Annotated in this window: 15 protein-coding genes and 1 pseudogene; 8 read left to right on the forward strand and 8 right to left on the reverse strand. The window is 60.1% G+C overall.

Annotated elements, in window-relative coordinates; all coding sequences use genetic code 11:
* Window positions 1-30: 30 nt before the first annotated feature.
* A pseudogene (locus EWH21_RS14445) lies at window positions 31-405 on the forward strand (efflux RND transporter permease subunit); the annotation flags it as partial.
* 221 nt (window positions 406-626) lie between these two features.
* Here the strand turns inward: EWH21_RS14445 and EWH21_RS14450 are convergent.
* The 4 genes from EWH21_RS14450 to EWH21_RS14465 form a co-directional block, all read right to left on the reverse strand.
* The gene (locus EWH21_RS14450) at window positions 627-1,958 is read right to left on the reverse strand and encodes a mechanosensitive ion channel domain-containing protein (RefSeq protein ID WP_277698651.1); all 1,332 of its coding nucleotides are present in this window, start codon (window positions 1,956-1,958) and stop codon (window positions 627-629) included.
* Between the two features lie 182 nt (window positions 1,959-2,140).
* Complete coding sequence (locus tag EWH21_RS14455) at window positions 2,141-4,567, reverse strand: TonB-dependent receptor (protein WP_277698652.1); 2,427 nt, start codon at window positions 4,565-4,567, stop codon at window positions 2,141-2,143.
* Between the two features lie 79 nt (window positions 4,568-4,646).
* Complete coding sequence (locus EWH21_RS14460) at window positions 4,647-5,468, reverse strand: FecR domain-containing protein (protein WP_277698653.1); 822 nt, start codon at window positions 5,466-5,468, stop codon at window positions 4,647-4,649.
* Window positions 5,465-5,989: an RNA polymerase sigma factor gene (locus tag EWH21_RS14465; protein ID WP_047593023.1), complete on the reverse strand. Its 525-nt coding sequence runs from the start codon at window positions 5,987-5,989 to the stop codon at window positions 5,465-5,467. The genes EWH21_RS14460 and EWH21_RS14465 overlap by 4 nt, the downstream gene beginning before the upstream one ends.
* Before the next feature lie 267 nt (window positions 5,990-6,256).
* Here EWH21_RS14465 and EWH21_RS14470 point away from each other — a divergent pair, with 267 nt between their 5' ends.
* Both EWH21_RS14470 and EWH21_RS14475 read left to right on the forward strand, forming a co-directional pair.
* Complete coding sequence (locus tag EWH21_RS14470) at window positions 6,257-6,796, forward strand: cysteine hydrolase family protein (RefSeq protein WP_277698654.1); 540 nt, start codon at window positions 6,257-6,259, stop codon at window positions 6,794-6,796.
* A 37-nt stretch (window positions 6,797-6,833) separates the two neighbouring features.
* Complete coding sequence (locus EWH21_RS14475; protein ID WP_152488909.1) at window positions 6,834-7,268, forward strand: GNAT family N-acetyltransferase; 435 nt, start codon at window positions 6,834-6,836, stop codon at window positions 7,266-7,268.
* 61 nt (window positions 7,269-7,329) lie between these two features.
* On the opposite strand, the gene EWH21_RS14480 is transcribed toward EWH21_RS14475, so the two are convergent.
* The gene (locus tag EWH21_RS14480; protein WP_277698655.1) at window positions 7,330-8,280 is read right to left on the reverse strand and encodes a DMT family transporter; all 951 of its coding nucleotides are present in this window, start codon (window positions 8,278-8,280) and stop codon (window positions 7,330-7,332) included.
* Window positions 8,281-8,294: 14 nt separating this feature from the next.
* Here EWH21_RS14480 and EWH21_RS14485 point away from each other — a divergent pair, with 14 nt between their 5' ends.
* Window positions 8,295-9,161 carry a LysR family transcriptional regulator gene (locus EWH21_RS14485; RefSeq protein ID WP_277698656.1) on the forward strand — a complete coding sequence of 289 codons (867 nt, stop codon included), beginning with the start codon at window positions 8,295-8,297 and terminating at the stop codon, window positions 9,159-9,161.
* A 186-nt stretch (window positions 9,162-9,347) separates the two neighbouring features.
* Here the strand turns inward: EWH21_RS14485 and EWH21_RS14490 are convergent, their stop codons facing one another.
* Both EWH21_RS14490 and EWH21_RS14495 read right to left on the reverse strand, forming a co-directional pair.
* Complete coding sequence (locus EWH21_RS14490) at window positions 9,348-11,639, reverse strand: EAL domain-containing protein (protein ID WP_277698657.1); 2,292 nt, start codon at window positions 11,637-11,639, stop codon at window positions 9,348-9,350.
* 23 nt (window positions 11,640-11,662) lie between these two features.
* On the reverse strand, window positions 11,663-12,220 hold the full coding sequence (locus tag EWH21_RS14495) for a GAF domain-containing protein (protein ID WP_134676852.1): 558 nt from the start codon (window positions 12,218-12,220) through the stop codon (window positions 11,663-11,665).
* Between the two features lie 587 nt (window positions 12,221-12,807).
* On the opposite strand from EWH21_RS14495, the gene EWH21_RS14500 reads away from it, so the two are divergent.
* Genes EWH21_RS14500 through EWH21_RS14515 form a run of 4 tightly spaced genes read left to right on the forward strand, consistent with a single transcriptional unit; the run spans window position 12,808 to window position 18,809 of the window.
* Window positions 12,808-13,656 (forward strand): ABC transporter six-transmembrane domain-containing protein, encoded by an 849-nt coding sequence (locus tag EWH21_RS14500; protein WP_175252953.1) that lies wholly within the window; start codon window positions 12,808-12,810, stop codon window positions 13,654-13,656.
* Entirely contained in the window at window positions 13,646-14,770 is a 1,125-nt protein-coding gene (locus EWH21_RS14505; RefSeq protein WP_277698658.1) for an efflux RND transporter periplasmic adaptor subunit, read from the forward strand. The genes EWH21_RS14500 and EWH21_RS14505 overlap by 11 nt, the downstream gene beginning before the upstream one ends.
* Window positions 14,767-17,868 carry an efflux RND transporter permease subunit gene (locus EWH21_RS14510; RefSeq protein ID WP_277698659.1) on the forward strand — a complete coding sequence of 1,034 codons (3,102 nt, stop codon included), beginning with the start codon at window positions 14,767-14,769 and terminating at the stop codon, window positions 17,866-17,868. Before EWH21_RS14505 ends, EWH21_RS14510 begins: the two co-directional genes overlap by 4 nt.
* Window positions 17,869-17,906: 38 nt before the next feature.
* Window positions 17,907-18,809 (forward strand): helix-turn-helix transcriptional regulator, encoded by a 903-nt coding sequence (locus EWH21_RS14515; RefSeq protein WP_277698660.1) that lies wholly within the window; start codon window positions 17,907-17,909, stop codon window positions 18,807-18,809.
* Window positions 18,810-19,335: 526 nt separating this feature from the next.
* Here EWH21_RS14515 and EWH21_RS14520 read toward each other — a convergent pair.
* On the reverse strand, window positions 19,336-21,303 hold the full coding sequence (locus tag EWH21_RS14520; protein ID WP_277698661.1) for a methyl-accepting chemotaxis protein: 1,968 nt from the start codon (window positions 21,301-21,303) through the stop codon (window positions 19,336-19,338).
* Between the last annotated feature and the right edge of the window lie 126 nt (window positions 21,304-21,429).

Genomic DNA, 21,429 nt, shown 5'->3' on the forward strand with positions numbered 1-21,429 from the left:
ACATATTTATTTACTAGCCACCGCCCGCTTCTGGCCGGGGTAGCCGCGGAGTTCGGCGTGATCATGCTGCTCTATCTGAAGAACGCCTGGCAGGAAAAGCAGACGGCTGGGCACTTCGGCGAATCGGCGCTGCTCGATGCCATCCGCTTCGGCGCGGTGCAGCGCGTACGCCCGAAAGCGATGACCGTGGCCGTGATCATTGCCGGCCTGTTGCCGATCCTCTGGGGCAGCGGCACCGGCAGCGAGATCATGAGTCGCATCGCGGCGCCCATGGTCGGCGGCATGGTCACCGCGCCACTGCTGTCACTGTTCGTCCTGCCCGCCGCCTATGCCCTGATGCGCAGACGCCATGCGCCCAAGGTCGACGACCGCCACGCCGCCACGACAGCAGTCGAAACGGGATAAGCGCCAGCACATAGCGCCTCCAACGTGGCGCCGTCACAAGGCACCCAGGCCAGACAGGTCTGGGTGCCTCTGATGACTGCCCCAAGGCTGGTCAGCAGGTACGGCAAAGCATCAGCGCGCCAGTGTCGCTCATCGTGCCCAGCCCGACGCGCCGATCACGCCTCGCCGATGAGCGATGCCCACCCGCTCGCCCTGCTCGGCATCTCGATCGCTGCCGAAGCTCACGGACTGTCCGCGGCCTTTCGCGCGGACGCCTTCCTGTCCAGGATGCGCACTTCTCGCTGCGGGAAGGGAATCTCGAAGCCGTGCTCTTGCAGTGCTTCCAGAATCATCAGCAGCAGGTCCCCGCCGACGCGATTGCGGCCGTCGTCGACGCCCTCCATCCAGAACTCGACGAACATGTTGATGCCCGAGTCGCCGAAGCTGTCTATCTCGCAGTCCGGGCGTTCCTCGATGGGTATGTCGTCGCCGCTGAACACCTGCGGATGGCTGGCGACCACGTCCTTGATGATGGCGATCAGCTTGCGGATGTCGGAGTCGTAGGCGACCGAGAAGTCGACGCGGTAGCGCTGGCTTTTGTCCTTGTGCGTCCAGTTGGTGAAGATCTCGGCGATGAACTTCTCGTTCGGTACCACGATGTCCTTGCCGTCGTAGGTTTCCAGCGTGGTCGAGCGCATGTTCAGTTCGCGCACGATGCCCGTGCGGCCATCCTCGAGTTCGACGTAGTCGCCGATCGATACCGAGCGGTCGAGCAGGATGATGATGCCGGAGATGAAGTTGGAGGCAATCGCCTGCAGGCCGAAGCCCAGGCCGACCCCCAGCGCCCCGCCGAACACCGCGAGCGTGGTGAGGTTGATCCCCATGATCTGCAGCAGCAGGAGAAAGATCAGGAAGAAGATCGACACTTCGAACAGCTTGGCCGCCACTTCCCGGGTGCGTTCGTCGAGGTTTTCCTGGTGGGCGATGAAGTCGCGCCCCGTCCGGCTGCTGACGCGTCCGAGCCAGAACAGGATGGAGCCGAAGATGGCCACACGGGCGATGCCGTAGAGCGATATCTCGATGTTGCCGAGATTGACCGAAATGGATTCGAGAATCTGGATCAGGCCGCCCAGCAGGCCGACCATGTGCAGGAACAACAGCGGAATGCCCAGCCACCTGAGCATCGTCGCAAGCAGCTTGTGGGTGACGAAATTGCGGATGACCGAGCGGAATATGAGGATCACCGAAATGATCAGCGCGGCCTGCACCAGCCAGCCCTGGCTGAGCAGGTTCTCGCTGATCTCGAGCGATACCCGCAGCATCAGGATGGCCGTCACCGGGAAGATCAGATCGCTCAGCTTCTTGATGAAGACGTGCAGCCGTTGGCTGCTCGCCCGTTCGGCGCCCGCCCCCAGTGACGCAGTATGTTTCTGGATCCGTTTGGCAATCAGCCACGCGCCGACGTAGATCGCCAGGACGATGCCGATCTGCGTATAGGTCTCCGGTTGGAGCAGTAGCGTTTGCAGGGTATTGGCGGATTGTTCGAACTGCGTGTTGAGACTTTCAGGAATCATTTCCGGCAATCCTTGTATCACTCCCGATTGGCTGCCTCGCTGCCGGAACGAGCCCCGGCTGACAGCGGGCAAGTTCCAGTATAGGTAACCGACATGACCCCAAGGCTGCAGCTACCCGACGCAGCTCGCTGCACCTCGCAGAGAACCGGAGCGCCTGGCGCACGTCCCTGTGCGCCCGGGGCCTACCACTGGTGACTGTAGGCCAGGGTCAGCGTGGTGCCGGATGCCGGCAGGTGGCTGGTATTGCTGCTGCTGCGCATCAGTTGGCTGTACAGCGGGTAGTAATCGCGGTTGAACAGGTTCTCGATGCCCAGGCTGACCTTGTCCTTCTCGCTCAGGCGGTAGTCGCTGATCAGGTCCACGGTGAAGTAGCTGTCCACTTCGCGGCGACCGAAGCTGGCGACACCGTCCAGGCGATAGTCCTCGCTGCCGACATAGGTGGCCTGCAGGCGGTTGCTCCAGGCCTGGTCAGGCTGGTATTGCAGGTAGGCCGTGACTTTCAGCGGCGGGATGCGGAAGCCCGTCATGTCCTGCCAGTCGCCGTTGTCCGGCTTCTCGCGGCCCTTCATCCAGGTGAAGGTGGCGCCCACGCCCCAGACGTCGTCCAGGCTCAGCCAGTCGGCACTGCCCTCGATACCGTAGATGCGCTCCTGGGTTCGCTTGAGGATCAGGCCGTTGTTGAAGCTCTGCACGTCACCCAGGTCCGAGGTGGTGTAGAACAGCGCCAGCGAGGCCAGCGTCTGCTCGCCGAGGTCACCGCGCCAGCCCAGTTCGTAGTTGTCGGTCTTCACCGGTTCCAGATCGGAGGAGTCGATGTCGAAACCGCGCCGGGCGTTACGCACCTGCACACCGATGTCCGGCAGCTGGAAGCCCTGACTGAAGGCCGCGTAGATTTCCTGGCCCAGAACCGGCGAGAAGACCACGCCGACGTTGTAGAGCAGGTCGTCGTAACGCACCGTGCCCCCTTCCACGCGCGCCGGGCTGGCGTTGTGAATCTCGGAGAGCGGCGTGAAGTCGTCGAACCTGGCGGTGGCGTATTCGTAGCGCAGGCCGCCGTCGATCGACCACTGCTCGTTGAAGCGGTGCTGCAACTGGGCAAAGGCGCCGGTGCTGAAGGTGGTCAGCTCCGGCATGTAGGTCATCTTGCCGATCTTGTCGAAATCGGTGCCACCGCTGGCGTCGTAGATGGCCGGGTCGAAGATGTCGAGCGGCATGTCGCTGCGCTCGTGGTTGAGATCGCCGCCCCAGACCAGCTCAGTGCTGTCACCCAGTGCAGTGCGCAGGGTCAGGCGGCTGCCGATGACCTCGCTGTTCTGCATCACCTGGTCGACGAAACGACCACGGGTCGCCACGCCACGGGCATCGAACGGGGTGAAGCGGGTGAAGTAGTCGCGGTAGTAGAGCTGCGCCGCCATGCGGCTGCCCAGCAGGTCGTCATGGCTGTACTGCAGGTTGGCCATGCTGTTCCTGATCTGGTTCTGCTCGTCCAGGCTGAGGCCGTTGAGCGCCTGCGCCGGCACCGTGCCGGCGGGCAAGCGGGCCACGGACGGGTCGGAGGTGTAGTCGCTGTCCTGCTGGGCATCGTAGTGGCTGAGGGCGAGCTGGATGCGCTGGTTCTCGTCAATGCGCAGGCCGAGCTTGCCGCCGAGGTTGAAGGCGTTGGAGTCGAACAGGTCACCCTGGCTGGGCTCCGGGGCAATGCGCCGACCGTCTGCATCGAACGAGCTGCCGATATGCCGGGCGCCGACGTCGAGGGCGTAGTCGAACGGGCCCTGGGAGCCGGACAGGTGATGCTGCAGTTGGCCACCGAGGCCGTCGTGGTCGAGCTGGGTCAGCGACGACGTGCCGGTCAGCGTGGTTTCGGCGCGCATGTCACCGCCTGCCGGACGGGTGGTGATGTTGATGATGCCGCCCGTGGCGCCGGCGCCATAGATCGCGCTGCTGCCATGGATGACCTCGACGCGCTCGATCAGCGCCGGGTCGATGTTGGCCAGGTTCCGCGAGGAGTCGCGGTTGGTGTTCAGCGGCACGCCATCGACCAGCACCAGCATGGTACGGCCACGCAGCGTCTGCCCGTAGTCGGTGACGGTGCGACTGGAATCGGACATGCCGGGGATGCTCTTGGCCAGTATCGTCGCCAGGCTGGCGGAGGCCATGCGCTGCGTTTCCAGTTGCTCCCGCTCGATGACGTTGACCTGACGCACCTGCGGCACCAGCGCGCTGGCGGTGCGGGATGCGGTCACCTCCATGGAGGCCAGCTCGACGGCAGCGCCAGAGGCGTTCGCCTGCTCGGCGGCCACGGCGCGCGGCACCACGATGAAGGTGTGATCATCCTGCTGCTGCACATCCAGGTCACTGTCATCGAGCAGGCGCCGCAGGGCCTCGCCGGTGCTCAGGCGGCCGCGCAAGGCCGGCGAACGCTTGCCGAGGGTCACATCGCTGGAGAACAGGATCTGGCTGTCGGACTGGGCTGCCAGGCTGTTGAGGGACTGTTCGAGGGGCGCGGCGGGCAGGTCGAAATCGATTTCGCTGGCGGCCTGGGCCATCGACGACAGGCCCAGCAGCAAGCTGCTGGCCAACAGGGTAAGGCGCCGGGTCGGGGTTTTCACTGGTAGGGCTCCGGGAAAATAGAGGACGTTCCTGGAGATAGCCGCCGCAGCGGCGAGCAACCCCTACCTCGCGATGAAATTATTTTTCCGCTGCACGCCGGCTCAGGCTCAGCGAGCCATCCGCAGCGCGCTGCAACTGCACTGGCAATATCTTCGGCAACAAGACCAGCAGAGCGTCCAGGTTGGCGCTGGCGAAGGTACCGGACACCGGCAGCTGCGCCAGGTCCGGATCGTCGAGCTGCACCCGTGTGGCGCGCTGACGCCTGAGCGTATCCAGCACCTCGACCAGCGGCGTGCGATCGAACACCACGCGGCCGTCGACCCAGCCGTTCAGCGCCTTGGCATCCACCCGCTCCGGGCTGCCCAGCTGGCCGTTGCGCACCAGCACCTGCTGGCCGGGCGTGAGCAGCAGCTCATCGTGCAGGCCACGCACACCGACTCTGCCCTCCTCGACGACCACGCGCACCTGCTCCGCAACACGGCTGACGCTGTAGCGGGTACCGACCACCGTGATTTCAGCCGAACCGGCCAGCGTGCGGAACGGCCGGTAGGTGGCCTGAGCAACATCGAACAATGCCTGCCCTGCCAGCAACTCGACACGGCGGCTGCGCAGGTGCCAACTGACGTCGACCTGGCTGGCGCCATCGAGCATGAGGCGACTGCCGTCGGCCAGTGCGATGCTGCGGACTTGGCCCGATGCGCTGCTGTAGCGCTCGCTGCGATAGGCCGGATCGAGCCAGAGCAGCCCCAGCGCCAGCGCGCCGATCAGCACGCCCAGCGTGGCGACACGCTGGCGCGGCTTCCTGGCGGGTGGCGGCAGCGGGAAACGCTTCTTCAGCGCCTCGCGGTGGCGCGCCAGCGCATCGTCGGTAGCATCCTGCTCGTCGGTCTGCGGGTTCATGCGCGCACCTTCTGGTAGCCCAGGCGGGCCAGACACTTGGCCACGCCGACCTTGATGTGCTTCTCCACCGCCTTCAGCGAAATTCCCAGTCGCTCGGCGACCTCCTGCTGCGGTAGCTCGTGAATCTTGTGCATGACGAATACCTGCTGGCAGCGCGGCGGCAGCTCGGCTATGGCCGCGCTCAAGCGCTCCAGCTCGTCAGCGGCGGCATGCTGACGCTCCACGCCCGGGGCACTGCAGAGCACCTCGGCCAGGTCCGCCTGGTCGTCGACCCAGGCCTGGCGGCGGCGCTCGCTGCGGTAGTGGCTGATGGCGCGATCATGGGTGATCTTGCGCAGCAGCGCCAAGGGTACGCGCACCGCCTCTTTCTCGGGCGACTCCAGCAGTTGCACGCAGACATCGTGCACCACCTCATGCGCGGCCTGACGGTCGCCGAAACGGCGGCGGACAGAGTCGACCAGCTCGTCATAGTGCCGGGCTAGGGTCGAAATCAGGGACGGTTTGGCCGGAGCGTGAGGCAAGGGTTCGTGCGCACTGGGTGTCGGAAAGTGCGCGAATATAAATGATAACGACTAACATTTGAAGCTGCCCAACCAGGCAAAGTGCCACGAACGAACCGAGACCCGACTGATCGGATTGCGCACGGCACGACCACCCTGCCCTGAGTTGCAAAGCGATGGTCGAGTGGCCGAGCAGGCGCTACCATCTGCCCTCCATGCATCGAACCGGGCCCCTGCCCCCTTGCCGGGCAAGCCCTGTTCCATGCATCAACTTCGTGGAGGGAAGCCATGTCGACTGCACTGCTGATCATCGATGTTCAACATGCACTGTGTACCGGAGAATACGCTGCGTTCGACAGCGACCGGGTGATCGAAAGAATCAACACGCTCTCGGCGCAGGCACGGGCCGCTCACGCACCGGTTGTGCTGATCCAGCACGAAGAAAATGACGGCCCCCTGCGTTTCGACACCGCCCCCTGGCAGCTCGCCGACGGACTGACGACCTCACCGAGCGATCTGCGGGTTCGCAAGACCACGCCGGACGCCTTCCATCGCACCGAGCTCACCCAGCTGCTGCAGGCACGGGATATCTCCCACCTGGTAATCTGTGGTCTGCAGAGCGACTTCTGCGTCGATACCACGACCCGCCGCGCCCTGGCGCTGGGCTACGAGGTGACCCTGGTCGAGGACGCCCACTCGACGGTGGACAACGGCGTCCTGACGGCTGCGCAGATCACCGCCCACCACAACGTCACGCTGGCCAACATGACCAGCTTCGGCAAGCGCGCCACCGTTATCCCAGCTGCCGATATCCGCATCCAGGCATAGCGCCTGGCCGTCCGTTTGCACCTATCGAGCGAAACATATGACGACCTACTCCTGCGTGCTGGAAACGCCCTCCGTCGAGACCTACCGGGCGCTGCGCCTTGCCTCGGGGCTCAGCCCGAAAACCATCGAGGCCGCGCTGAAGGGACTGCCCAATACACTCTTCGCCGTACAGATCCTGCATGACGCGCAGCCGGTGGGCATGGGCCGCGTCATCGGCGACGGCGGCTGCTTCTTTCAGGTGGTGGACATCGCCGTCCTCAAGGAACACCAGGGCAAGGGCCTGGGCAAGCGCATCATGGGGGAGATACTGCAATACATCGAAGCCGAGGTACCCGAAAGCGGCTATGTCAGCCTGATCGCCGATGGCCAGGCGCAAGACCTGTACGCGCAGTTCGGCTTCGTCCATACCGCCCCGCGCTCTGTCGGGATGGCCTACAAGCGACCACAGGGCGTGGCGCCGGAAGATGCGTGAGGCTTGGCGAATGGCGGTTATTGGTCAGGAACGGACGCCTGGAGTAGAGAGCGTTTTCCCGCTAGCTAAGACTCTTACGTCCCCAGTTCATGACCGCCATACCGCTGATCGCCAAGGCGCCTCCTCCCGCAAGAGGCAGGGTCAAAGGTTCATCCAGCCATAGACTCGAAGACAATATTCCGAACAAAGGGACGAGCGCCATATAGGCCGCTGCAGTCCCTGCCCCAAGGATTTTCACGCCATTGAGGTACCACGCGTAGGCAATTGCAGTTGCTCCTAAAGCCAGCGCGGCCAAGCTAAACCAAGCTTGCTGGGGAGCATGAGCAAGTCCTACCCATGCACTTGTACCTTCAATCGCCATACTGGCTGCGAGCAGAAAAACGGCTCCCAGCACGGCAGTAATAGTCGTCGTTGCCAGCGAATCTACCGAGGTCAGCAGCATTCGACCTATCAGCGTGTAGCCCACCCAGCAACCTGCACAGCCCAGTAGTAGTAACTCCCCCATCCCTGCCTGGCCAGGTAACAAGGTCGCCAGGGAGCCGCCGCTTAGCGCATACAGAGATCCTGAAACCGCCATGATGACGCCGCCCCCTGTCTTTAGGTTCACAGGCTCTCGAAACAGCAGGGCGGCGAAGAACAATGTCAGTACAGGGTTGAGGGCCACGACCATAGCTGCTTTCCCTGCTGGCACCACCTTAAGTGCCAGCAGAAAGAAGATCGAATAGCCCAGTACTCCAACTGCAGACGCGCAACCCAGTCCCAGCCACTGCTTAGTAGTTAGAGCACGCACAGCCCCCAGCCGACCACTTTGGTGCAACCAAATTACCAGCACGAGGCTCGCCAGAAGAAAGCGTAAACAGGCAGCTGTTAATGGAGGCATGGATTGTGCGACCAATCGGCCCCATGGCCATGAGGCCCCCCACAGCACCGTCATGCCCACCAGTCCCAAATGCACGGAGTATCTATAAAGTTTCATGGCGTTTAGTATTTGCTTATTAAAAATGATAGGCAAATGAGCAAATACTCATGACATTCACACAGCTTGAAGTATTCTCCGCACTGGCAAAGATCGGTAGTTTTTCTCGAGCCGCGGCAGCACTAGGCACCACACAAAGCGCCGTCAGCCACGCGATTAAGCAACTGGAAACCGAACTGGGTGTAAGCCTGTTCACCCGTGAAGCTGCATCAGCTATTCCTACTGACGTAGGAGTTAGATTGTTGGTGCGTGCCAATGACATCCTGCAGCAAAGAGAGGCTTTGCGGCAGGAAGCCGGCCATGAGCGCGGCATCGCACGCGGTACGTTGCGAATCGCGTCATTTGGAGCCACATCTTCACTGCACTTGCTGCCGCAGTTGATCGCCCATTATCGACGTGAGCATCCATTCGTGGAGGTACAAATCGATGAGGGAGTGGACAATGTGGTAGTTCAGTGGTTGCTGGAGCGACGTGTTGAACTAGGGTTCGTGGTCTTGCCCGATGATCGCTTCGATACGATGACGATTGCTTCTGACGAACTGATAGCGGTATTGCCTGCCAGTCATGAACTGGCAGGTCAATCCAGTGTGGCGGCAAAGGACTTTCATGATCAGCCGTTTATTCGTACCGCGGCCGGTTCCGGGCCCTATATCGACCAGTTCCTTGCGGCAGCAGGGTCGATACCCAAGACACAGTTTCGCTTCGAGCAGCTTTCCTCGATGCTGGGGTTTGTCGCTCAAGGTGCAGCAGTGACGATTGCGGCACGATTAGCATTGCCAGAACCGCCTGATGGCGTGGTGTATCGAAGTTTGAAGCCGCGTAGATCACGAGAAATTGCACTCGCCGCACTGAACTTTGAGAGGCTTTCACCTGCGGCGAAGGCGTTTGTTCATATGGCTAAGAAGATGCATCCCTGAGCCCGAGCGCAGGGGGTCTACCCGGTTAGCCTCGATGACCGGACGCGACGTTGTACCCGTGCAGCCATGTGCACGGCAGCGCTATCTAAACCGGTGACGAGGTGCAACTATCGGCCAAGAGCAGACAGTCTCGGATTTGTATTGCGAAGCACCGTTGCGACTGGGGTGTAAGGATGAAAGCAGGAGCTATTTGCTACCACTTTCATGCATTAACAGCTCATGAAAGGCCGTACGCGACAGCGGGCGGTGGAAAAGAAAACCCTGGCCCACATCGCAGTGCAAAGCACGCAGAACGCGTAATTGCTGCTCGTTCTCTATCCCTTCAGCGACAACAACATGCCCCAAGGTGTGACCGAGCGTCAGAATGGCCGCAGCGATGGCCTGATCACCCTGGTCATCGGCCAGGTGCTCGACAAAGCTGCGATCGATCTTGATCTCGCTGATCGGCATCCGCTTGAGATAGGCAAGCGATGAGTAGCCCGTGCCAAAGTCATCCACACTGATCCGGAATCCACACGCCACCAACTCAGCCAGGACCGGTAGATTGATGTCGTTTCGCTCCATCAGAACGCTTTCGGTCAACTCGATGACGAGGTGATGGGGCTTCAGGCCTGCACTGCGCACACTCTCTGCCAGCCACTGGGTAAATTCCGTGGTTTGCAACTGTTTGGCAGACACGTTTACAGCGACCTTGGGCACCTCTATCTGCTGGCACTGCCACTCCTGCAAGTCGGCGATCACCTGCTTGATCACCAGCGCACCAAGGTCTGAAATTATCCCGGCTCGCTCCGCGATCGGTATGAACTCACCCGGTGAAACCTCACCCAACTCCTGGTCATGCCAGCGGCACAGGGCCTCAGCGCCGACCAGCGCCCCATCCCTCAGGTTGATCTTGGGCTGGTAGACCACGTAGAGCTCACCAGCATTTATCGCCTTGCGTAGACGATTGCCGACGACAAGGTCACGCTGGATCGTTTGCTTGCTGTGTTGCGCGTAGAACTGCAGTTGGTTCTTGCCGAGTGCTTTCGCGCGGTACATCGCGGTATCAGCCGAGCGCAACAAGCTACCAGAGTCCGTGCCGTCGTCAGGGTACAGGCTGCAACCGACACTGGCGGAGAGAAACAGCTCGATGCCCTCGCTGAGAAGAGGCGTGGACATCGCTTTGGCAATGCGCTGAAAAACTGCATCTGCCTCAAGAGAGTCGGCACCAGGCAACAATGCTGCGAACTCGTCCCCCCCCAACCGGGCCACGCTATCCATGTCGCGCATGGAGGCCTCGAGTAGCTTGCTCGCCTGCACCAGTACCCTGTCACCGACATCGTGACCCAGGCTGTCGTTGATGGTCTTGAACTCATCCAGATCGATAAACAGAACGGCCAGATGGGTATGAGCACGTTCCGCCTGAGCAATGGCCTGCTCCAGCCGACCTCTGAAATGGATACGGTTGGGCAGCCCAGTCAAGGAGTCGTGAAGAGCCAGGTGACGCAGCTCATCCTCGGTATGCATGCGGAGGATTTCAGACCCGGTTCGGGCAGCCAGCAGCTCAATGACCTCATTGGCCAGGTGGGCATCCAGCATGTCCCCTCCCCCCATCGCGGCCATGACCCCCAACGTGCACCCCGCTTCATCGAGCAGGGGAACTCCCAGGTAGGTCTCAGCCTGTAATCCGAACTGGGCCTGTGTTTCTGGAAATTCGCTGTCCAGATCGCATGAGGTGAACACGCCGCGGCGTTTGTGCACATGGCTACAAGGGGTTCTGGCAATTTCGAAGTTGAAGTTCGTGTGCCAGTCATTACCGCTGTAGCAGGAGATGGTGCTTGCGCGACTGGGGTCTTGATCATCGATCAAGGCGACAAACGCATGTTCGGCGCGCAGCATCTGAACCAGTTGCTGTACGAGCTTGTGGAAATAGCCATGCTCATCACCACCAGGCACATGAATGACCATCTGACGCAACAGCTGTGCGGTGCGCCGGGTCAGACTCAACTCCTGCGCAAGCCGCTCATTGGCCATGCGCAGATCGTCCGTCCGCTCGGCAATTCGTGTCTCCAGCAGATTTTTATGCTGATCGATGGCGCGCACGAAATGCAGGGTGCGGAAATCCGACTCGAGCATGTGCCGGAGCCATTCCAAAAGGCTGCGGCCGTCCTTCCCGGCCATCAGAACCAGTGCGCCATAAACGGATGCATCCGGCCAACAAAGCGGGACACTCACGCAGCAGCAGCCCACCTCAGCGCAATACTCTTCGACGACGGCGCGCGCAGTGATGGCCTGCTCAGCCAGGCGATTGGCCAGATCACTGGCGACAGTGCGCTGGTCAAGCGAGGGTTGACCGCTATCCAGTACGGTCTGTAGCCGGTCGCCCTGCAGACTCATCAGCCAAATGGCATCGGCCTGCGTGATCTCCTGAAGCTGGGCCAGCCACCGGGCCCACTTCTTGAGATAGGGACGCGGAACAAGGGTATTGCCCGCGATCATCTTCAGGGACACCGTCGCCCGGTTCAGGCAGATGGCGATGGCGAGCCATTGCTGGCTCGAAGATCCGCAATGCAGTTTTGAAAGGCCCGCCGTTCCGAACCACTGCGGCTGCCCTCATGAACGGGATCACCAGCGACCACCGAATGGAAGTCTGACTCGATGATCGCTTTCAACGACTCCAGCATGCGCAGCGTCTTCGTGTCGTAATGCCTGGGCTGTCGGTCCAGCACACAGACGGTGCCGAAAATGCTGTCATCAGGGCAGACCAATGGCACTCCCAGGTAGCTGATCATGTTCAGCTTGATATCAGGATTGTTGGCCCATTCCGGATCGCTCAATGCATCAGGCACCAGCAAAGGCTGATGGGTAGCCATGACGGTCTCGCAATAGAGGCCCGTCCCAAGATCGGCCTTCTCATGTTCCTCATAGGGGTTTTCATCCCCGAGGCTCGCGATCAGCACCTCAATCTGCTCAGGCCAGACACGCATCACCAAGGCAGCAGGTACTTGCGCAGCTTCTGCAGCCTGGTTGGCAAGCTCCTGCCATTCATCCAGCAGTACTGACGAGACGGTCATGACCATGGGGAAGCCCTTCGTGAAAGAGTTCGATATGAAGCTCAAGCTGCTTTTTCAGTGTAGCTGCCCGCCAACAAGTAAATACCCCGAATCTGTCTGATTTATGCGTCGTTCAATACCCCTCCCCTCCGTGCGGACATGAGCACGTCAGTAGCCAAGCGGCTCAACGGGCTAGCGCCCGAAACGCCCGGCGAAGGGCCGGAAAGACGACGCCGGACCGGGTAGGTTTCCGGTTCTTGTGTGACGGTGGCCAGGGGAGCCAGACACGATGAGCCTGGTGCGCAGACGATGAGTGCCGTCTATTGGCCGGAAGTGGCCTGTCACGCTATCGGCCAAAAGCGGGCGCTGGGTGAACTGAAGGCCCTGCCATAGCTTCGGCTCTCTGGCGAAGGCTTTCATCCTGCGCGCTTCAGTGCCTGCTGCCAGCTCACCAGCCACTAATCCTGCTCGCCATCATGCCTGCAACTCCGGCCTGACAGGCGTGCGACAGGGAGACCGACTCAGCCCCCCCAGTGCAGAGACAGCAAGCTGAGACACTTTTTCAAGTACGAGCAGCGCGACAATCGCCTCTGATCCAATTCAGAGGCCATAGCGTGAGCGCTTTGCAAACGATTTCCCTGGCGAAGATTGTTGTCGGGCACAAGCACAAGATCAGTGTTACCTGGCTATTGGTAATAGCTGAAAATCTCCTTATGGCTTTGCTGCCGCTCTTTATCGGCTATTCGATCGACAGTCTGATGAACAATCAGTATCAGGATGTACTGATACTGGCCGGCGTGTTGACTGCCTTGGTCATCGTGGCAGTGGCACGGCGCATTTACGACACCCGTATCTATGGCGACATTCGCGTAAAAGTGGGTTTGGATACCGATAGTCGCCTGCGCAGCCGCCCGGTGAGTACGCGCAGTGCTCGTTTGAGTATGTCCCGCGAGCTCGTCGACTTCCTCGAGCACGACCTGCCGCCACTGCTCACCGCCATCATTCAGTTGCTGGTTACATTGATCGTGCTTGCCAGTTTCAGCCCTTGGCTTGCGATGAGCGCTGGAGGTGCTGGGCTACTGATGCTCACGATCTATGCCCTGTTTCACCAGTCCTTCGTAAGGCTGAATGCACGCCTGAACAGTCAGGTTGAGCGTCAGGTCAACGTACTCAGTTCCCTCCCTCCTAGCGGCCTGTATACGCATCTGAGAAAGCTAAAGGCGCGTGAAGTTAAGCTCTCCGATACCGAGGCCGCGCTCTACGGCATCGTGTTCATGGTGCTGTTCGCCTTTGTGCTGACCAACCTGCTGTTGACCACTCAGCTAAACACACCGAGTGCAGGCCAACTGTTTGCAGTGGTGACCTATTCACTGGAGTTCGTAGAAGCGGCATTGCTCTTACCGATCACATTGCAAACCCTCTCGCGTCTGCGCGATATCCACGGGCGACTCAATGCAGCGTAATTCAAGGATGCGACGCACCCTGCCCATAGTTGGCGGCATTGGCCTGCTGCTTGTGGCCATTACTCTGGTGATCATTACCGAACCTGCGCCGGTTAAGACCAAACCGCTCGCTGCTGATCCTGCGCCGGTGACAGTAGTGACGGTATACGCGCAAGCTTTCGCTCCGACACTTACCGTGCTGGGCACAACATCAGCACGCTGGCAGGCTGAACTCAAGGCTCGCAGCGGCGCGCAGCTGCACTGGCTCGACGACAGCCTGGAGCCGGGCACCATTGTGCACAAGGATCAGTTGCTGGCCAGCCTCGACACCACCGTGCTGGAGGCCCAACTGGCGCAAGCCAAAAGTGATGTGGCTGAAGCCAAACTGCAACTGACACGCACCCAGCTTGAACAAGCCGTTGCGCTGAAAATGCTACGCGGCGAGCAAAACACTGCCTTCGGTCGCCGCGAGCCGCAAGTTGCTGCGGCGCGACTCGCGCTTAGCAAGGCCCGCGCCACTGTCACAAGTGTCGAAAAAATGCTGACGGATACACAGATCCGAGCGCCGTACGACGCAGTGATTTTTCAGCGGCAGGTCAGCCCTGCGCAACATGTTGAACAGGGCCAGGTACTGTTCGAGATTGCCGCCAGCGATAGCCTGGACGTCAAACTGCCGATCAGCGACAACCAATGGCAACGCTTATCTGGCGAGTTGGGCAAGGCCAAAATCAGCTTGGAGGACCGTCAGCAGCAACGCTGGCCAGCCAGCTTGCGCTACCTCGCGCCACTGGCCAATGAGGTTACCCGCCAAAGAGAAATCGTGCTGCGGGTCGATACCCCCTACCAGCGCATACCGCGCCTGCTGCCCAACCAGCACGTTAAGGTGCATCTGCGTCTGACCGAACAGCAAGATGCCATGCAACTGCCCCTGAGCGCGCTCACCCGCGACGACGAAGTCTGGACGGTGCAAGAGGCTCGACTGGTCAAAGAGCATGTTCGGCGGCTGCAGCATACAGAAGCCAGCGTCTGGGTAATCTTCAACGAATCACCAAGCGAGCCGCGCCAAGTGGTGCTTTATCCACTGCACTCCATGCTGCCTGGGCAAGTAGTGACGCCGATTGAGGCAGAGTTATGAACTACCTGAACCGCTGGTTCATTGCTAACCCCGTCGCGGCCAATCTGCTGATGATAACGATCCTGGCTGCTGGCTTGTTGTCGCTGACGCAACTGCGGATTGAGTCGTTCCCGCAGATTGCCCCTAGCAGCCTGGTGGTCAACATTGCCTACCCAGGCGGCACTGCGGCGCAGATCGATCAGAGCGTAACCCAACGCGTCGAATCGGCGATCAGCGGTATCGGTGGGATCAAGCAGATCCTCAGTCAGTCCAGTGCCGGCATGTCCAGCGTAAGAGTACGCAAGACAGCAGCGGCCGACTTGGACAAGCTGGTCGAAGAGGTACGCAATCAGGTCAACGCGATAGAGGGAATGCCACAACAAGCGGAGAAACCGCAGATAACCCGCGAGGAGTTCACCAACCTGGCCGCCTTTGTCATCGTATCTGGCCCGCATGACAACAGCATGCTGCAACCCATTGCCAGGCAGGTCGAGCTGGCCCTCAAACAGCACCCACGTATCGCCAAGGTAGCCAACCTGGGCAGTCGTCGAGCGCTACTGGTCATCGAACCTGACCTCGACAAGCTGCAAAGCACCGGCATGAACCTGGAGCAGGTTGCCGACGCGGTGGCACGCAACTCTCTGGAAACCCGCAGCGGCGAGATGAAAAACGCCGCTGGGCGCCTGCTACTGCGTGGCGACGGCTACGCCGATGGTCTGCAGCCGCTCAGCAGCATTGCCCTGCTCAATAACGCTCAAGGCACAGTGACTCTGGGCGATGTCGCTAGCATCAAACGCGAGTTCCAAGACGACGGAGCGATCGTCCGAAACAACGGCCAGACTGCCATCGCCCTATTAGTCAGCACCGCCAGGGAAGACAACCTGCTGCTGGTCAGCGAAGCCATCGCAGAAACTCTGGCCCGCCAGCAACGTTTGCTACCAGCGGATATCACCCTGACAACTATGGCGGACATGGCGCCGTATATCCGCGAACAGCTTGGACTGTTGGGTAACAGCGCATGGCAGGGGCTGTTGATTGTTATCGTGCTGCTGGGGCTGTTCCTCGAGCTGAAACTGGCATTCTGGGTCGCCGCGGGTATCCCCCTGGCCCTGGCCGGCACCCTCGCCGCGATGCAGGTTTTCGAGTACAGCGTGAACGATATTACCTTGTTCGGTTTCATACTCGTGCTGGGCATTCTGGTCGATGACGCCGTCGTCGTCGGCGAGAGCATCTATGCTCAGCGGCGCGCTGGGCGCCCTCCGGCCGAAGCTGCCTTGCAAGGCGTAAATAGGGTTTCCGTCGCAACCGTCTTTGGGGTGCTGACCAGCATTGCCGCATTCTCACCCATGCTGTGGATCAACAATGAGCTGGCCAAAGTGCTGGCAGGTTTCTCCACCGTTGTGATCTTCGCACTGATGTTCTCCCTGCTGGAAAGCAAACTGATCCTGCCGGCACATTTGTGCGGCAACGAGATACGAATGCCCCTGGGTCTGAGTCGCCTGCAGCATGGTGCCCAAAGCGGCCTGCAGTGGTTCATCAACAAAGTGTATCGACCACTTCTGAGTGCGGCGCTCGAGCACAGCGCCGCCACCCTGCTCGGTTTCGCCGCTTTTATCCTGCTTGCGTACGGACTCTGGAGCAGCGGCGCAATCCGCAGCGCGATTTTCCCCGAAATCCCCGGGCGCTACATCACCGCAAAAGTCGACCTACAGGACGGAGCCCCTTTGGCGTTGCAAGCCAGAGTACTGGAACAGCTAACCCAGAGTGCCGAACAGACTTCCAGCACGTTGATGCGAGAATATGCGCTGAAACAGCCACTGCTGATCAACCTGCTGAGCCACTCTGATGGCTATGGCGAGATCGAGGTAACCGCCGAACTCAGCCAAGAAGCCCTGCGTCAACTCCCCAGCAATACCCTGCTTAAGCGCTGGCGCGAACGGACGGGTCCCCTGGAAGGCGCGTACGCCGTGAGTTTTGCTTCTGCGGAATCGCCTACGGACGGCAGTCGACTAGCTATTGCAGCCTTGGACCGAGGCCTGGCCCGCGATGCCAGCCAAGCGCTGACGAACACGCTTGCCGGGCTTCCCGGCGTAAGCGACGTGTATGACGACGGCCAAGGCGGACAGCCCCAGATCAGCCTCAAGCTCAACGAGTTTGGCCGCCAAGTGGGCCTCAGCCAATACCACTTAGCACAATTGGCTGGAGAAGCCTTCGGCCAACGCGAAATTCACCGCATGCTTGAGAATGGACAGGAAACGAAGCTGATCTTGCGCTATCCCGCTAGCGCACGTCGTAACAAGGAGCAGTTGCTCAACACCCCCGTGTTCCTGAACAACGGCCAAACAGTAGCGCTCGGCGATGTGGCAGAGCTACACATCGAACGCGAGCCTGAAATCTTGTACCGACGTAACCGTGAACAGGTGGTCAATCTGTATTGGCGACAGGACCGCGACATTCAGGCACCGGAGCACACACTGGAACAACTGCAGGACGAAATTGCCACAGTCGAAGCGCGCTACCCCGCAGTCACGATCAGAGCTGCCGGAGAGTTCGAAGAAATCGACGAGGTACAGGATGGTTTCAAGCAGGCCATGCTGCTGACTCTACTTCTTATCTACTCACTCCTGGCGATCCCGCTCAAGTCATACTGGCAGCCGCTACTCATAATGGCAGTGATCCCCTTCGGTTTCGCAGGGGCGATTTTTGGCCATGGGCTCATGGGGTTACCGATCAGCCTTCTATCAATGTTTGGAATGCTGGCCCTGACCGGAATCGTGGTAAACGATTCACTGGTACTGATCACCCATTTCAACCAGAACATCCGCACAGGTTTGGGCCTGCGAGAGGCATTGATCAGCAGTGCTAGTAGTCGCTTTCGCGCCATTTTTCTCACTACTGTAACGACTGTATGCGGTCTATTGCCGTTGATCAGCGAGAGCAGTGAGCAAGCTCAGTACCTGAAGCCTGCGGCAGTATCGCTGGTGTTTGGCGAGCTGTTTGCCACCGCCATTACCTTGATTCTGGTCCCGATTTTGCTCGGCATCAGCTATCGGCTCAAAAAACCAGAATCTATCGACAGGGGCAGCGCGATGTTGCCACTTTCCAAGCCCCGCACATAGCAGCTACAGACAAGTCCTAGCTCATGGAGCAAGAGCAGATGCGTAATACCCCTCACATGTTGGCGCCGGAACATGCGCTGCTGAAAAACCTACCGCCCCACCAGCGCAAACGATTTGAGACCGCATTGCAGCTCATACACTCGACGCAAGGTTCGGCACTCGCCTGGCAGGAGGTGGCCAGGCGTAGTGCCATCTCTCCGTATCATTTCCACCGGCAGTTCACCCGAGTATTTAATGAAACACCCGGCAGCTACCTGAGCCGCGTGCAACTGCAGTGGGCCGTATCCATGCTACTGGACAGTCCACAGAGAAAAGTCACAGATATTGCCCTGGCCTGTGGTTTCTCTTCCTCCCAGGCACTGGCCAAGGCCCTGCAAAGAGAGCTACAGCAAACGGCCAAAGCAATCAAAGTGATCGGCAAAAGCGGCACGCTGGATCAGGTTAGAAGCGTGCTCGAGCCTTTGGCACACCGTGTACCGTCGAATCAAAATCCGCTAGAGATTCAACTGGCAGAAAACCTACCCTGTCGCCTTGAGGTACTTGAGGAGCGCGCTCTACACATCGAAAGGCTTCCAGATATCAGTTTCGAAGAACTCTGCGAGCGACTGGGTGACAAGCTCTACAGCCGGGCGATCCTGACACCAGTGAAATTACTCGACGCCCCCTGGGAAGACTGCATTCAGTGGTTTGGTAGCTGGTGTCCGGTAGTGACAGAAAGCGCCAAACACAAGCGGGTCCCCGCCGGTGAATACCTTACCTGCGAGTGCTATATCGCCTCGGACATGGGTTATATGGCAGCGCTAGAAGGCATGGAGAAACAGGCAAAAAGGCTTGATGTCTGCCCTGATTGGGATGGACTGTGCGTCGAGCAGATACTTGAGATAGATGACTCGATAACAGGCGGTATCGTGCTGCGCGTGGAAGTGCCTGTGAGGCGCTAAGTTGGGCCGAAAACGGCAGATTCGGGCGGAATGCACACAGCCCTGGAGGAAGATCCAGGGGCAGTGCCTGACCAGAATAATCAAAGATGCACGGGAGGCTGCCGGCTACTACGCCGTCGGGATGGACTAGGCACAATGATTCCATGAGCCACGCCCCCAGCCCCAGCACCTCTAGGAAAGGTCGGTGCCCTCTCCCACTTGCACTATCAGCACTGGCGAGATGGCAACCTGCAATCTGCCGAGCTCGATCTGTTCCACTTGCGCTGGTGGGGCGTCGATGTGGTCTGTCCTGGGCTGAGAGGACACTGACTTAGGTGGATAATACCCAGCGTAAGGAGCATGTCGCAGGCGTCCGCAACCGACCAGAAGCGGACAGTTGCCCGAGCCACCATGACCTTGCCTGACGCGTCGTACTGCAATCAACACGCTGTGCGTGGTCGCTCTGAACACCAGCTGGCGCAGGCAGCTCAGGCCGGACAAGCACTGCGCCAGGATGATCGAGGCGAGACACCGTTGCCCGCGCGTCTCAATCCGTACGGAAACGCCCGACCAGCGTCTTCAGCTCACTGCTCAGCGCGCTTTGCTCTTCGGCGTAGCTCTCGACCTCGGCAGCCTGGGCCGAGATCTGCGCAACCGCATCGTTGATGGTCACGATGTTCTGGTTGATCTCCTCGGTGACCAGGTGCTGTTCCTCGGTGGCGGTCGCAATCTGCATGGTCATGTCGCGGATCATCTGCACCTTGCCTTCGATGCTTTCGAAAGCCGCCAGCACTTCCTCGGACGACCTGATGGCGCCTTCCGACTCGACCAGGCTCTGATTCATGCTCACCGTCACTTCCTTGATTCGGCTGACCAGGAGGTTGAGGATATGGTTGATCTCCCCGGTGGAGTCCTGGGTGCGCTTGGCAAGATGACGCACCTCATCGGCGACCACTGCAAACCCTCGCCCCTGCTCGCCCGCCCGGGCCGCCTCGATGGCCGCGTTCAGCGCCAGCAGGTTGGTCTGCTCAGCAATCTGCTGAATGGTCGAGAGGATGTTGTTGATATTGACCGTTTCCTTCTCCAGCTCCTGAATCACCTTGCTGGAACTCTGGATGCTGCTGCCGAGCTTGTTGACCCCCGACGTGCTGCGCGCGATGACCTCCTTGCCATTGCGCGTGGCCGCCAACCCCTGCTCCGAGACGTCGGCGGTCTGCACACAGGTTTTCGCCACTTCATTGGCGGCCGAGGACATCTCGGTGACGGCCGTGACGATCTGCTCCACCGAACTCAACTGGCTCTGCAGCGTGGCGGACATCGCGGTAGTGCGCTTGCTGGTCTCACTGGAGACGCCATCCATTCTGACAGCATTGTCCTTGATCACCCGGATCATGCCCTGGATAGACTCGATGAACTGATTGAACCAGCTGGCCAGTTCCCCGGTTTCGTCCGAGCTGAGGCGCGCCAGGCGGCGAGTCAGGTCCCCTTCCCCCTGCGCGATGACGCGCAGTCCACCTGTCACCAGGTTGATCGGATTGGCAATCCGCTGGGCGATGATCACCCCGGCGATACCGAACAGCGCGACCAGTACGATGCAAACCCCAAGGGTCAACCAGGTCAGCTCGCGGGCACTGGCATATACCTCGTCCGCCTGCTTCAGGCCAACGAACTTCCAGCCCAGCTCCGGTGACGTATAGACATTGGCCATGTAGGCGACGCCGTCGATATCCAGCTCGACCAGGCCATTGTCGGTCTTGGCGATAGTTGCAAAGTACTCACCCGGCAGCTCGCTGATTTTCTTGAAGTTGTTGTCCGGCTGATGGCCATCCACGAGCAGGGTGCCACTCCCCTCCGCCACCATCAGGAAACCGGTTTCGCCGAAGCGTACCTTCTGCGCCATTTCCGTCAGCGCCTTGAGCGATACGTCCACCGCCACGACCCCGGAGAACGCCCCGGCGTTATCCTTGAAGCCCTTGAGCACCGAAACATAGACCGCGTCGTCCGGCTCCCAGTAGTAGCCGTCACGACGAGCCAGCGTGAAGTTGGCGTCGCGGCCCTTGGTGTACCACTCGCGCTTGCGCGGGTCCCAGTCGCCGTAGTCGCCGGTACCCGGCCACTCCACGTAGCCACCCTGGGTATCGCTCATGTAGACGTAGCCAAGCGTTGGGTTGCTCTTACCGATACTGGAGAAGTAATCGAAGATCTGCTTCTCGCGCCCGCCGTTGGCCGTGGCGACCTCGCCAGGCTTGCGCGCCTCGGCGAAGTAGGTACTCAGTGCACCGCCGTCGGCATCCCTGACTGCCGGGTATTCTGCCAAGGCCGAGACGGTGTAGCCCACCGAGTCGAAAAAGGTAGTGAAACTGCTGTTCACCAGTTTCATGTCCAGGCTGCTCGATAGCAGAAAATTCTCTCTGGCCTGTTCCGTGACATTGCGGATAGTCAGCAGCGCCACGATCAGGACCGGGATCAGCGTTGCAACCAGAAAACTCACCAGCAGCTTGGATCTGATCTTCATTCTTATGGCCTCGCAAGGGATTCCTCAACGTAGCAGCATGTGCGGCACTGCGTCCGCCGCCAGGGACGCAGTACCAGTGAAGATAGGACAGAATTACTTCGTCGTGGGCATGGAGAACGAAACGCT

Origin of the sequence: Pseudomonas sp. REST10, from assembly GCF_029542605.1 — a bacterium.
Classification (GTDB): domain Bacteria; phylum Pseudomonadota; class Gammaproteobacteria; order Pseudomonadales; family Pseudomonadaceae; genus Aquipseudomonas; species Aquipseudomonas khazarica.